We start from the raw sequence: 13,695 nt of genomic DNA, 5'->3' as shown, positions 1-13,695 counted from the left end.
GATTTTAATTTTTGTAAAAATTTAATTTTTGAAAAAATTTGGACGTGATAATTATTTGGCTGGTTTTACATTTTAAGTTAAACACTATGACTAAATATTATGTTATTGTAATTTTATTTCTATCTACTTTTTCTTATGGTAACTTACGAGATCGGGTTGATATCGATGCTGGAGATGTTATTTCTTCAAGTAAGCTTTGTTATTTCGAAAATAAAAAGTATTCATTTGGATCCATCATAGAAATTAATAATATCAAATTTCAATGTGATAAAAGAAATTCTTTTGAAACAAATGGTGAGCTAAGTTGGATCAAATTAAACTAGTTGTTAACTAATTTGAAGTATTTTGCATGAGCAATCATGATGAGACGATTACTTAGTTTATTGTCATTAGGTTCTTTTTGAAGTTTTTGGGTTAAAATTTTAAGTTCTTTATCTAAATATTTTATGGTTTTCGTCGTAATTAATTCATTAAGTAAAACTCTTTGTTCAGTTTTAACTTTCTGTTGAATTGCCCAATCATAATTAAACTCTTTTACATCAGATGAAATATATGGTTTAAAATCAACTACACTTTTACCCGCTTTCAAAATATACTGCTCAGATAGTTCAGATCCTTTATTAAACTCATCATCACTACCATAAAGTAATAGGCCTAGATTTTGAGAATATAAATGATCTGTTTCAAAAATAAACTGACTAGCTCGACTAACTTTCTCAGATGCATCTTTATTTTTAGAATAGAAAATCTTTGCGGATTGCTTTGCTCTAGTCAAAGCCACATATGCCAGGCGTCTTTCATCTTCTATTTCAGAGTTCATGCCTGTTGCTAGTCGATTCGTATAAGGAAATTCTCCTTTTTCCCAATAAGGCAAATAAACATGTTCAAATTCACACCCCTTAGCTCTGAAGATCGTTGTTAATTTAACTTGATCTGTATCTTTATGTTTTTGAGAGCGATCAAAGGAGCGTTTAGTATAATATTCAAAATAATTCAAAGCTTGTTCGCAAGAATAATCCAATGACTCAAGGATCTTATCAACAGAGTTGAGACGTTCAATAGTTTCTTCAATATCACTTAAAGTTGTTTGTGTTTTCCATATCCATTTGTCAAGTCTTGATTGCTCTCTATACTCTTTAAAAATTTGAGTTGCTTTTTGATTTTTTTTTGTCTTGAGAGTCAAAACAACTTCTATTCTTTTTTCAAAACATCTAGTTGCGCATTTGGATATTTTTGTTTTAATGTTTCAACACTTCCTATCCATTGATCTATCGATAATTTCGAAAGATATTCGCAAATTTCAACTAAAGTTCCAGTCACAATATAGCAATGTGGAAACGTAAAAATCAAAAAGGCAATATTTGCCTTATAACGTAAGTCCAACGAATCAAATTTACCAGTAACAATTAACATCAAGTAGATGATAAGCTTAACTTCTTTACTATGGACCAAAATTGATGGAATCGGAATAACATAATCAATATTTTTTGTTAAAAAGGCTAATTCAAATAATAAGGTTTGTGACCACCTTCTTACTAAGATTGCAATATCACTTGCCTTCCCACCAGCGCAAAGATAATCATGAATAGATTGAATGATATCCCCAACTTGACGATTACTTTCCATAACTTTGATATCCGTATTGTCGACATTTGAATGAGATACGGTTAAGAAATCATGAAACCTTTCTTTGTTTTTTGATATCAAATGACTTGAAGCTAAAGCTAAGCTATGTCCAAAGCGAAAAGTATGAGATAGGTGATAAATATCGCATGGGGCAAAATCTTTTTCAAAATTTAACATGAAGTGAGGTGCACTTCCTCTCCATTTATATATACATTGATCCACATCTCCAACTGCTATTAATTGTGACTTTTCGCCTAGCATCAGTTTTATTAATTTATGTTGGGCTGGATTAATATCTTGGAACTCATCCACAACAACTAATTTTAACTTATTTTGATAAAATTCTTTTATATGATCGTTATTCTCTAAAAGACCTACAGCCTCAACAATCCAATCATCAAAAAGAGTAATTTTTCTTTTTTTCTTTCAACTTCATAAAGATCATATGCTTGGATAATGAACAAATACTCTTTGCTAATTTCAGAAATATCAAAAACTTCTTTTGGTTCCAACAAATAAGCTTTTACTAGCCCAACAAAGTTAACTAATAACTCTAAAGTTTTTGGTTCCTTGTATATTTGCCTCTCCGCAATATCTTTTATATTTTCAGACATTTTATTGAGAACTTTTCGAGCAATATTCTTATCTTTTTCGTTGTGATTATATTCTAATCTATGCCCAGTTTTCTGGAAAAATTTGAATTTTTTTAATACATTTAGACAAAAACTATGGAATGTCAAAACTGGTGGTTTTAGCTCTACATTTAATCCATTTAGTTTACGTTTGAAATCAATCATTATGTCTCGGTTAAACATCAAAACAAGCGCTTCATCTTGATTAAGTTCTGATAATTTTTTCTGGATCAGGGCCACAAGAGTGGTCGTCTTACCAGTACCTGCACCAGCAACACAAAGGGCATGTCCATTTTTATGATTAATAAATTTTACTTGTTCCGTAGTGAAGTTTGTCATGTAAAATAAAAAGGTAAAGGATATGGAGAATGACTATTGGAGCGGGCAGCGGGAATCGAACCCGCATCATCAGCTTGGAAGGCTGAGGTAATAGCCATTATACGATGCCCGCTAATAACTAGGTATATATATTGCCATAATTTTAAAAAAAATAAAGATAATTTTTACAAATAAAAATCAACTGCTTTTATTTTAATCAAAAATATTTTTCACTCATTTTCGATGAAATTGAATATAAGCTGAATAAAGAAATAAATAATTGACATTAGCCCCAAAGTTTAACATATAATTCAACCATAATTGGAAAATTATGTTGTAAAAATCTACTATTATTATCAATCAATTGACATGGAAAATTAAATGAAAAATATAAAAATGGAATCTAACCTAAATAAATTATCTAAATTAGCTTCTGCCCTTCTAATCTTTAGTGTTTCAGGGAACGTGTTAGCTCAGCAAGCATCAACAGGAAAACTTGCTGCCGAACCAGGTTTTGCGGGAGCCGCAATTGCAGCAATTGGATTTAACCACACCGATGATCAGTTTAGTACTGATGATGATAACAAAATGTGGGATGGCCAGAATAACAAGGGAAATTCTCACACTGAATTTAATTTATTACCGCTTGTTAACTTAACGTATACTTTTAATTCTTTACAAGATCAGATTTTTTTTGGTGTAACGAGAGAAAATTATTATTTGGGTCGAATAGCTGCTCCTGAACTTGGATATAGGCACATTTTTGATAATAAAACAGTTGCTCAAATCAGCGTATTTGATTCGTTTAGTATTTACAAAACATGGAAAAATCCATTTCTTACAGGCCAAGATAGAAGTAAAACAGATGATACTTACAAAGGCATTACTGGAAAATTAGATAATATTTATAATTCAGGTATTGGTATAACCTTCATTGCGGGTAAAAGAGATGTAGATAAAGAACAATCACCAAATCCATCCATAATGTCAAGAGATTCGAACTTTTATTACACCGAACTATCGTACCTTACAAAACTAAACGAAGATTTAACCTTCAGAGTTGGTGGGAATTATACAAAAAATAATGCTGATGGCAGTGCTAGAAGTTTCAACAGATATGCCCTGAATGCCACACTTGGAACAAACTTTGCTTCAGGTACTATTGCATCAACAATTATGTATGCTTCAACAAATTATGATGACAAAATTGATGTGGTTAACTTACCTAACAAAAAAGAAAAAGATAATACATATGGCATAAACTTAAACTATACATATCCAAATCTTTTTGGCGTAAAAAAATTGTTTGGTTCAGTTAATTTAGATTATAAGTACAATAGTTCAAATATAGATTTTTATGAATATTCATCTCTAGGCGGATTTTTCGGAATCGGTTATAGTTTTTAGAATAAAGTTATGGAGATTAATAAAAAAAATTAATCTCCAATTAAAAGGTTAAACACACTCAACTTCCGTTGCTTGCAACCCTTTCTCACCATTTTCAATTTTAAAAGATACTTTATCCCCTTCATTTAAAGATTTGAATCCCTCTTTTTGAATTGCACGAAAATGAACAAAGATATCTGGCTGATTTTCATTCTGAGTAATAAAGCCAAATCCTTTACTTGCATTAAACCATTTAACAGTTCCTATTTCCTTTGACATATGTTCTCCTAACTTTTTTACTTATCTTCTTGATTCTGGTTTTAATCATTTATTACTTTTTTTGAACCACATCATAATAATGTATTATTTCTATTATAATCAAGCTAAATGGCTAAATTTTTCGTATTTATAAAAATATGTCTTCTAAAAAGCATTTCAAATTGTGATCTTTGTATCGTTATGAGTTTGTTTTTATAATTCCCTTTAATTCTAATACTTTTGTTGTTATGTTTATATCATAAAAGATAGATAATAGAGGATGACAACAACTCATGGAAACTCAACTTTCACAACTTAAAAAAATTACAGATGTTGTTGCTGATACAGGTGATATTCAATCAATCATTAAATACAAGCCATCTGATGCAACTACTAACCCATCATTAATTTTAAAATCAACCCAATTAGATGAATATAAACCCTTTATTAATGAAGCTGTTCAATATGCTTCAGCAGTCACTAACACAATAGAACAAAAAGTGGAGTTGGCTTGTGATTATCTTGCTGTCAAAATTGGCAAAGAAATTTTAAACCATATTCCAGGTTTAATTTCAACAGAAGTAGATGCTCGGCTATCATATAATACCGATGAGACCATAAGAAAAGCAGAGACACTTATTTCACTTTATGAGCAATTAGGAGTCAACAAATCTAGAGTGCTCATAAAAATAGCTTCTACTTGGGAAGGAATTCAGGCAGCAAAAATTTTAGAACAAAAAGGTATCCACTGTAATTTAACCTTGTTATTTTCAATGGCGCAAGCGAAAGCTGCAGCCGATGCTGGCGTGTACTTAATTTCACCATTCGTTGGAAGAATTTATGACTGGTATGTCAACAGAAATAAAACTGAATATGTTGGCTCTGATGATCCTGGTGTTAAATCAGTTAAAGAAATTTTTTCATACTACAAAAAGTATAATTTTAAAACAATTGTAATGGGTGCGAGCTTCAGAAATACTAGTCAAATACTGGAGTTAGCTGGTTGTGATAAATTAACTATCAGTCCTCAACTTCTTGAGCAATTAAGTGAAAGCCGTAATGTTGTTTCCCAAAAGCTCAACAATGCTATTGAAACCAACGAAAAGATACCAAATATAACTCATCAGCAATTTTTATGGGAACACAATTCTGATTTAATGGCAGTTGAAAAACTAGCAGAAGGAATTCTTTTATTTGCCCGTGATCAAGAAAAACTTGAAGAGATGATTAAACAATTTTATCTATGACTTGGCATAGAATAAATTTGAATAAAATCGAAAAAACTTTACAAAAATGTTTTTTTATTCATTATAAAATCATATTTATTCATAATAAGACTATACTTGAATTGTTATTAATAAAATTGGAGTTTATTATGAAAAATATGTTTATATCTCTTATTGCATGTTTGGGTTTTTCGTTTTCAGTTATCGCGTCTGATTTTACATTACAGCAAGATAGCTTTAATTCGAAAGATTTTAGTAACATTCAGAATTCTATGGATGAGCAAAACCCGAATAACATATCAAATTTTCTAGTTCACAATAAAAGAGGTGGTGATTTATTCCAAGGCCGTTATGGAAATAGGAGATAACACTATTTAATATTTTAAAAGAAAGCCCTTTTTAGGGCTTCCTTACTATTCTATAAAACTTAATAAATTTGATCGCCTCTTAAATAAATACATTCTTTTATATTCCCTTGTTTATATCTAATGCTGTTAGCTCAGAGTTTCTTGTTGTTCTTTGAATCAAAACGACTCCTAATTCTTTTTCTAATTTAGCAAGACGTTTACTCTCTTGAGAAGTCGAGATTTCCAATTTTTCTGCTGTACTAGAGAAGTTTTTGGAATCTGCTACTTATTTGTAAGAATATCTTGTATTCGATTCATATTTTCTAGGCGGGAAAAATGTTTTTATTATATGCAGTTTATTTCTCAAATGAGAAATATACAGTTATCTAAATCATTAAATGTTTTTTTACTAATATAAGATTATATGGTCGTGTTATCTATATAATTTGTCAATATGTCGAAAAATAGCAAGCTTTAAAATAGATATACTTATATCCATTAGAATAAAAACAATAGGAGATTAGATATATGATAAAAATAGTTACTTATATTTGTGTTGCTACATCATTAACTTCAACTTCAGTGCTTTCGTGTACGGATTTAAAATTAAATCAGAAATAAAATTTTAGGAGAGTATATGAAAAAATTAATACCAGAACTTATTGTTTATGAAGAGTATGCCTTCTCATGAAATTAAGATTCACTCTTGATAATTCATTAAAAGCTAACTATTTTTGCAATCAATCATTTTAAAAAAAATATTAATTCACTTATTTAAAAAACAGTGTTTTTAATATAAAATATCAACCATAAAAAATTTAAAAAGATTAATATGAATATAAAAATAAAAATCCATTTATTATTGTAACCATAATTTTTGTTTCAGTTGGTATAATTGCCCTATTATATTGGGAACTTTGGGCCAAATATTACGAATCTACTGACGATGCGTATCTGAAAGGTAATTTAACAAATATAAGTGCTCAAGTAAGTGGTGTCATCACTAATAATTACATAATCGATAATAGTTTCGTCAAAAAAGGGACTTTATTAGCCACTATAGATGATCAAGATTATGTGGCTAATCTAAAACAAGCAGAAGCCAACATCGCTGTATCAAAAGCAACTATTAAAAATTACGAGGCTCAATTTCAAATGCAAAACTCTGAAATTGAAAAATCTAATAGCGAACTTGATTCAGCCAAAGCGCAAGAAGTCTATGATCAAAAAATTACGACAGAATAAAAGTTTTAGTATCCAAAAACTTTCAATCCAAAAATGATTTAGACTCTGCTTTATCAAAACTTAAAACATCTCAAGCAAAAGTTAATTCAGGGCAAGCTACCTTATCTGCTGCTCAAAAAAAATTAGCCGTTTTAGACAGCAGTATTAAAGAACAAAAAGCAGTTTTAAAAGCTCATGAATCAGATTTATTAAAAGCAAAAATAAATTACCAACGTACGAAGATTTTTGCACCTGTGGATGGATTTGTTGCTCAAAGAAGTATTCAAAAAGGAACTTATGTACAAAACGGAAGTAAATTATTAACTTTAGTCCCCTCTTCAGATATATGGATCGAAGCCAATTTCAAAGAAACTCAAATCCAAAATATGAAAAAGGGACAAAAAGTCGAAATTACTTTTGATGCTTATCCTAATTTAAACTTTAGTGGTGAGGTTAATAGTATATCGCCTGCATCTGGCTCAGAAGTTGCCCTTTTACCAGCTGATAATGCCACAGGAAATTTTACTAAAATCGTACAAAGAATACCCGTTAAAATAACATTAACAAACATTCAAAAGAATAAAGCACGTTTAATTCCTGGTCTGTCAGCCTATGTAACTGTTGATTTAAGGTAATCAAATGCAAGAACAAGAATTACCTAAAATTGAAACTGTCACACCAAGACAATGGGTTGGTGTTATTGCAGGGTTATTGGGCGCTTTCCTTGCAATTATTGATATCACAATAACCAATACATCCATTAAAGAACTAACTGGGGCATTTTCATTATCTGAAGATGAGGCTTCGTGGATTTCTACTTCTTATTTAGTTGCAGAAATAATAGCAATTGCAGTCACTGCTTGGCTTATTGAGGTTTTAGGTATAAGGCGCTACCTTCTCTGGTCTGTTATATTATTTCTAATATCATCTGTAGGTTGTACCTTGGCAAACAGTTTAAATACGATCGTTATAGCCAGAGTTTGTCAAGGCCTCAGTGGAGGAGCTTTGATACCAATTGCTCTCTCGTTAATGAGTTTTTTATTACCAAAGTCTAAACAGCCAATTGGGATGAGCTTATTTGGTTTGATAGCTGCATTAGCACCAACTTTAGGTGGTACTTTAGGAGGATGGCTAACTCAAAACTTTTCATGGGAATATATTTTCTATATAAACTTAATTCCAGGATTAATTTTAATACCAATGATTTTTTATAGTTTAGATACAGATGAATTAAATAAAAAAGCTTTCCTTGAAGGAGATTGGTTAGGTATATTATTAATATCAATTGGTCTAGCCTCTTTATTGATTGTTTTAGAACAAGGAAACCAGAACAATTGGTTTCAATCATCACTCATTACTTTATTATTAGTTATATCCATTGTTAGCTTAACATATTTTACCCTAGTTGAAAGAAAAGCAAAAAAACCTTTGATAGATTTAAACCTATTTAAGGACTGGCACTTTCTAGTTAGTTTGTTAATATTTTTTGTATTCGGTTTTTATCTATTGGGAGTAATGTTCGTCATACCTTTATATTTGGAGCAGGTTCATGATTACAATCCTCTTCAAGTTGGTGAGGTAATTATGTGGATGGTCATTCCTCAAATCATTTGTGCACCATTAATCCCAAAATTAATTAAGTATATTCCAGCACAATATATTGTTTTTTCTGGTTTTTTAATATTATCAATGAGTAGTTATGCTAACATACATATGTCGCCTAATTTTGCTGGTGATCAAATGATACCGTCTATAATATTAAGGGGTATGGGTATACCTTTTATAATAATACCAATACAAATTATTGCCTTTAATACAATATCAAAGGATAAAATTGACCAAGCTTCTGTTTTAGTCAATATGTCGCGAAATTTGGGTTCTTCTTTTGGGATAGCAATCATACAAACTATGGTAACTAATCTTTCTAGAGCTAATTCAAACAGTATAAAAAGCACTGTTTCATCACTTGATCAAAACGCATTAGATTATGTTCAAAATTTACAAAATAAGTTTATTATGAATGGTTTCGACAGTAATCAATCGCATTTAATGGCTCTAAACCAATTGAATCAAAAAATTCAGTTAAATGCTTCAATAATAGCTTATAACGATATTTATTTTACTCTTATGGTATTAACAACCATTGCGGGGTTTTTAGTATTTATTATATGTTCAAAATATAAAAAATAAGTTTATTATGAATGGTTTCGACAGTAATCAATCGCATTTAATGGCTCTAAACCAATTGAATCAAAAAATTCAGTTAAATGCTTCAATAATAGCTTATAATGATATTTATTTTACTCTTATGGTATTAACAACCATTGCGGGATTTTTAGTATTTCTTAATAAACCAAAAAACTAAAGTATTACATCTAATAAAAAACATTTAACCATAAATTATTTTATGGTTAAATGAAGCTTACAATATTTAAACTAAATACCATTAGCAATTTCATCCAAAGCTCTTTTAACTTGATCATTTATATTATTTTCAAATAATAATTTACTCACTTTTTTTCTTACAGCAAGACCTGAAATAAGACTTTCAATTGATAGGTGTTTATCTGTACTTGAAGAGTTATAAAATTCAATGACTTTACTTAACTCTTCGTAAGTTATTTTTTTCTGATCTACGTATAACCATTCAAGTTTATCAATAAGCCCCTGACACTCATCTAAGATAATTTGACTACTATTCCCTGTTAAACCCGATAATGCTGTTACACTCCTTTGTAGAGCCTCTTGAGAGGTATATTTAGATAAAGTGATGGTCATTTCATCTGAATTAATTTCAACTAAATGTTTTCTAACTTTAACACGCCGACCTAATTTCCCATTAACACGATTTTTTCGTAGTTGGATAGGCTCAAATTCTCCATCTATTATGGTTGAAAGTTCATCTAACTCCTTTTTAGGCAAGATTTCATTTCTAAGTGGGTTAGGCATTGTTGGAGCCATACTCCTTTTACCTTGATTAATTGTAGAAGCTCTAGAGTATTTAACTACTTCGTCTTGATCACATTTAATATCAATTTCGTAATCTAAATTTTTGCCAGCTCCTATTTGAGTGACTTTAAGATGATAACCCCATAAATTAACGATAAATAATTCATCAGTTTTTTTATCAGAGAGTTTTCTTAACTCTCTGATGATATCGGAAGAAAACCTCTTCCATTCAATATTTCTTGCTAATTTTTGATTTAAATCGCTGAGAAGCATAAGATCCGATATTCGTCTGGAGGACATTCTATTTCTAAAAAAAGAATATAATTGAAATATTAACGTATGTTGTCTCAAGATTTCTGGTGGAAAAAGAAAAAATAATCTCTGGTTAAAAGTTCATCAAAAAATGAAGGCTCCCAAACTAATATGTAGAGATTAGGTTTAATTTTTATCTCGCCATCTTCGCCTTCGGTAGGTGCTTCATCGGATGCTGTAATTGTCCTTGCTACAAATCTAAATCGATCACTTTTGAAACCTTCAGGCATATTTTCACTTAACCAGCGTCCAGTCAATTCATGAAGTTGAAAATCGGTAAACTCAATACGATCTATACTTTCACGAATTGCATCTCTTGCAGGGCCACTATCTTTTTTTCCTCTTAGAGCTAAAACATCTGTAATATAAACAGGTGTTTTGTTATCCATCTTTTTATTTTGAATCTCATATTCATGCATGTGATGATCATGGTATTGAACAGTGAGTGTAAAAAGAGCGAATAGAGTCATCATATCATCGACTGTCATAATCGTTTTTGAAGATCTTGTTTCTATTACAGCTTTTGTTCCACTAATAGCTACCATAGCTTTCTGATAGTTTTTTTTCACTCTTGATGGAGCTAATGCTTGATCAATAATTCCGGCCCATCCAGCAGGCGATACGACAATCTGATCTGCTTCATTTGGAATGCTTGGTGGCGTTCCTAATCCATACTGACTTAATAATTGTTTATTAACAACATTTTGATTCAATGCTTTTGACCGTTTTTGCTTGTCTAATAATTTAGATTTTTCTGATGTAAGAGCATTTGAACCTAATTGAGTGATCAAGCTTGATGGATTTACAAATGAATGTAACATAGTTTTACCTGCAAGACCTGTTTCAAACTGAACAGGCTCTTGAGTAAATAAACCTATATTCACAGCAGCCCTTAATCTTTGTTGAATAGCTGCTCTTGTTAATTGTCCTTCAGTTGCCTCAATTATTTCTGTTGTGGATACAAGTCCGTCATTGGATGATAAGCCTTTCAAAGATATTAAATTTAAAAGTTCTATAATACTTTTAGTTGCACCTTTAAAGTGTTGGTACTGTGGGATCCAGTCGATTAAAGAATTGTGTATTTTGAAAAGGTGTCCACCTTTATGATCTCTTGGAGCTGAAATTAAAACTTTTTTCATGAATATCTTTTTAAATCCATTTTTCTTTAGTTGTAATTCTTATATACTTCCGAAGATTAGACTATTTTATAAAATAAATAAAGATCTTTTTTTATTTTTTATAAATAAAACTTTTTTTTATAAAATTAATCTTTTTGTATAACAAAGATCTTTTTGATTAATTTGTTATAAATGATATATATGATATATTGATATGGATGCCATTTCAATTTTAAGTCATTGAAATAAAATAGTTTTATGTCGAAGCTTATAGAAGAATGATCATATTATTTAGGAAAGGTGATCATCTTTTTCAGGATGCATGATCATATAAATCTAGAACTATGATCAATATCAATATTGACTGTTGATCATAGTGACAAAGAAAAGTTGATCAAGGTAAATGCACACTTTGTTAACAAACTTATCCACAGGAGTGGGTTTTTAATCGAAATAACACTTTATGTAAATAACAGTAATATTTCTATTCTTCCATGAAGAAGAATGATCAAGTAAATTATTATAATTTTTTTTGTCAGTTCCTTATGTATTCAACATTTACCGTAAATTTTTTAAAATTCATATGCTTCCAATAATCAAGAAACTTAACCTTGATCATGTTTCAAAAAAGATAAAACATTGAATTTTATCAATATAAACAATTACTTATGATATTATGCAGTTCTAAAATGAATATTATTGATTGAACCAAAATTAATTTATCCATATTTATCAATGATTTAATATATGAATATCTATATTTGTTGATTAATGATCAAAGAAATTTTTTTGAATAACTGTACCTAACTTAAAATTTCAAATTATTACGATTTGTTTGAAAACATGATCATGAAAAGTGTTATTTTCAATTAATATTTTGTGCTTTTTCTAAACAACTCTTGAATATTTATATAAAAAAATATAAATAAAAACAACAATTTCATATACTTATGATTTTTAATTGTTTTTTTTCTCTTATTTGAGAATACTACAACTAAGTTGTTGTTTAATTTTTTAACAAACCAAGAAAGAATGATCAAGCAGCATTTACTTTTAAGTTATATGAAAATGCCAATCATTACAAAGCATGATCAAGAATATAATAGATGTAATTCTGTAAAATATCAGAAACATGATCAAGTATCGAATAGATGTAATTCTATAAAATATCAGAAACATGATCAAGATTATAATAGATGTCATCTTGTAAATTACAAGAAACATGATCAAGTACCGAATAGATACAATCCTATAAAACCTTAGAAACATGATCAAGTATCGAATAGATGTAATCCTGTAAAATTATAGAAACATGATCAAGTACCGAATAGATACAATCCTATAAAACCTTAGAAACATGATCAAGTATCGAATAGATGTAATCCTGTAAAATCATAGAAACATGATCAAGTATCGAATAGATGTAATCCTGTAAAATGTCAGAAACATGATCAAGTATCAAATAGATGTAATCCTGTAAAATCTTAGAAACATGATCAAGTATTGAAAGGATGTAATCTTGTAAAATTTCTGAAACATGATCAAGTATCGAATAGATGTAATCCTGTAAAATCTCAGAAACATGATCAACCATCAAATAGATGTAATCCTGTAAAATGTTAGAAAGATGATCATGGATATAATAGATCTAATCCAGCATAATGTTAGAAGTATGATCAAGAAATAAATACATATATACATGTAATATATTAAAAATTGATTAAGATTTAAATATATATAATCCTGTAAGTTATAGAAACATGATCAAGAATAAAATAGATGTAATCTTGCAAAATGCTAGAAAGATGATCAAGAAAAAATAGTATAAAGCCTGCAAAAGTGTAGCAAGATGATCATGTATAAAATAGAAGTAACATTTTATAATATTAAAACATAATCGTATGTACTAAGCATTAATTACCGAATAGATTCTTAATAATACAAAAACCTTTCCAAACATTTTTTTAAAGAGCCATCATCTTAGTCTAGGACAATGTTCAAATATTTAAATTTTTAAACTTTTTTACTTGGTATTAAAGGTTTTAACCTTTGTATTTCTGACTAAAATATTTATTTGATGTTTAATCGCTTTCTATCTAACTCAACTATATTTTTAATTGTGTGCGTCATTTAGTCTAAACTTTTCGGCGTGAATGATAATTTTGATTAATTATATGAAAGAATGATCAAGATTAACCATTTAAAACTTATATATCTTACTCATTTAATTTTTTAGAGGATTAAAGTTATATTTATCTGTAGATTTATATTTTTAATTAAATAAAACTTGAAATTGAAA

The 13,695-nt window shown here is 29.3% G+C and carries 11 protein-coding genes, 1 tRNA gene and 3 pseudogenes; 7 read left to right on the top strand and 8 right to left on the bottom strand.

Annotated features, from left to right (window positions below; genetic code table 11):
• Positions 1–86: 86 nt before the first annotated feature.
• Positions 87–323 carry a DUF1496 domain-containing protein gene (locus CF386_RS11815; RefSeq protein WP_089074631.1) on the top strand — a complete coding sequence of 79 codons (237 nt, stop codon included), beginning with the start codon at positions 87–89 and terminating at the stop codon, positions 321–323.
• On the opposite strand, the gene CF386_RS13220 is transcribed toward CF386_RS11815, so the two are convergent.
• The 4 genes and pseudogenes from CF386_RS13220 to CF386_RS11805 form a co-directional block, all read right to left on the bottom strand.
• Positions 320–1,183, bottom strand: coding sequence for a 3'-5' exonuclease (locus CF386_RS13220; protein WP_225971769.1), 864 nt, complete (start codon positions 1,181–1,183; stop codon positions 320–322). The genes CF386_RS11815 and CF386_RS13220 overlap by 4 nt on opposite strands.
• Positions 1,184–1,191: 8 nt before the next feature.
• The gene (locus CF386_RS13215) at positions 1,192–1,803 is read right to left on the bottom strand and encodes a 3'-5' exonuclease (RefSeq protein ID WP_225971807.1); all 612 of its coding nucleotides are present in this window, start codon (positions 1,801–1,803) and stop codon (positions 1,192–1,194) included.
• Positions 1,804–1,839: 36 nt separating this feature from the next.
• A pseudogene (locus CF386_RS13210) lies at positions 1,840–2,597 on the bottom strand (UvrD-helicase domain-containing protein); the annotation flags it as partial.
• Positions 2,598–2,634: 37 nt separating this feature from the next.
• Positions 2,635–2,709 (bottom strand) — tRNA-Gly (locus tag CF386_RS11805).
• Between the two features lie 248 nt (positions 2,710–2,957).
• On the opposite strand from CF386_RS11805, the gene CF386_RS11800 reads away from it, so the two are divergent.
• Complete coding sequence (locus tag CF386_RS11800) at positions 2,958–3,983, top strand: surface lipoprotein assembly modifier (RefSeq protein WP_089074630.1); 1,026 nt, start codon at positions 2,958–2,960, stop codon at positions 3,981–3,983.
• A 48-nt stretch (positions 3,984–4,031) separates the two neighbouring features.
• Here the strand turns inward: CF386_RS11800 and CF386_RS11795 are convergent, their stop codons facing one another.
• A complete protein-coding gene (locus tag CF386_RS11795; protein ID WP_089074629.1) occupies positions 4,032–4,241 on the bottom strand; it encodes a cold-shock protein in 210 nt (69 codons plus the stop codon).
• A 272-nt stretch (positions 4,242–4,513) separates the two neighbouring features.
• On the opposite strand from CF386_RS11795, the gene tal reads away from it, so the two are divergent.
• Together tal and CF386_RS12730 are read left to right on the top strand one after the other, a co-directional pair.
• Positions 4,514–5,467, top strand: coding sequence for a transaldolase (gene tal / locus CF386_RS11790; protein WP_089074628.1), 954 nt, complete (start codon positions 4,514–4,516; stop codon positions 5,465–5,467).
• 128 nt (positions 5,468–5,595) lie between these two features.
• Complete coding sequence (locus tag CF386_RS12730; RefSeq protein ID WP_145955063.1) at positions 5,596–5,814, top strand: hypothetical protein; 219 nt, start codon at positions 5,596–5,598, stop codon at positions 5,812–5,814.
• Between the two features lie 97 nt (positions 5,815–5,911).
• On the opposite strand, the pseudogene CF386_RS11780 reads toward CF386_RS12730, so the two are convergent.
• A pseudogene (locus CF386_RS11780) lies at positions 5,912–6,067 on the bottom strand (helix-turn-helix domain-containing protein); the annotation flags it as partial.
• Between the two features lie 803 nt (positions 6,068–6,870).
• On the opposite strand from CF386_RS11780, the gene CF386_RS13790 reads away from it, so the two are divergent.
• Genes CF386_RS13790 through CF386_RS11765 form a run of 3 tightly spaced genes read left to right on the top strand, consistent with a single transcriptional unit; the run spans position 6,871 to position 9,207 of the window.
• The gene (locus CF386_RS13790) at positions 6,871–7,038 is read left to right on the top strand and encodes a hypothetical protein (RefSeq protein WP_455430257.1); all 168 of its coding nucleotides are present in this window, start codon (positions 6,871–6,873) and stop codon (positions 7,036–7,038) included.
• The gene (locus tag CF386_RS11770; protein WP_089074624.1) at positions 7,035–7,652 is read left to right on the top strand and encodes an HlyD family secretion protein; all 618 of its coding nucleotides are present in this window, start codon (positions 7,035–7,037) and stop codon (positions 7,650–7,652) included. Before CF386_RS13790 ends, CF386_RS11770 begins: the two co-directional genes overlap by 4 nt.
• Before the next feature lie 4 nt (positions 7,653–7,656).
• Entirely contained in the window at positions 7,657–9,207 is a 1,551-nt protein-coding gene (locus CF386_RS11765; RefSeq protein ID WP_089074623.1) for a DHA2 family efflux MFS transporter permease subunit, read from the top strand.
• A 246-nt stretch (positions 9,208–9,453) separates the two neighbouring features.
• Here CF386_RS11765 and CF386_RS11760 read toward each other — a convergent pair.
• Together CF386_RS11760 and CF386_RS12725 are read right to left on the bottom strand one after the other, a co-directional pair.
• Positions 9,454–11,417, bottom strand: a pseudogene (locus tag CF386_RS11760) (replication initiator protein RctB domain-containing protein).
• 1,318 nt (positions 11,418–12,735) lie between these two features.
• Positions 12,736–12,990 (bottom strand): hypothetical protein, encoded by a 255-nt coding sequence (locus CF386_RS12725; RefSeq protein WP_145955062.1) that lies wholly within the window; start codon positions 12,988–12,990, stop codon positions 12,736–12,738.
• Positions 12,991–13,695: the final 705 nt, after the last annotated feature.

It is taken from the genome of Paraphotobacterium marinum (assembly GCF_002216855.1).
In the GTDB taxonomy this organism is placed as follows: Bacteria; Pseudomonadota; Gammaproteobacteria; order Enterobacterales; family Vibrionaceae; genus Paraphotobacterium; species Paraphotobacterium marinum.
Note: the sequence above shows the minus strand (reverse complement) of the source record. Positions and strands in the feature narration are given on the sequence as shown.

Coding starts and splice junctions, on each gene's coding strand:
- CF386_RS12730 (WP_145955063.1), top strand. CDS start 5,596: ATGAAAAATATGTTTATATCTCTTATTGCATGTTTGGGTTTTTCGTTT.
- CF386_RS11795 (WP_089074629.1), bottom strand. CDS start 4,241: ATGTCAAAGGAAATAGGAACTGTTAAATGGTTTAATGCAAGTAAAGGA.
- CF386_RS11815 (WP_089074631.1), top strand. CDS start 87: ATGACTAAATATTATGTTATTGTAATTTTATTTCTATCTACTTTTTCT.
- tal (WP_089074628.1), top strand. CDS start 4,514: ATGGAAACTCAACTTTCACAACTTAAAAAAATTACAGATGTTGTTGCT.
- CF386_RS12725 (WP_145955062.1), bottom strand. CDS start 12,990: ATGGTTGATCATGTTTCTGAGATTTTACAGGATTACATCTATTCGATA.
- CF386_RS11765 (WP_089074623.1), top strand. CDS start 7,657: ATGCAAGAACAAGAATTACCTAAAATTGAAACTGTCACACCAAGACAA.
- CF386_RS13215 (WP_225971807.1), bottom strand. CDS start 1,803: ATGTTAAATTTTGAAAAAGATTTTGCCCCATGCGATATTTATCACCTA.
- CF386_RS11800 (WP_089074630.1), top strand. CDS start 2,958: ATGAAAAATATAAAAATGGAATCTAACCTAAATAAATTATCTAAATTA.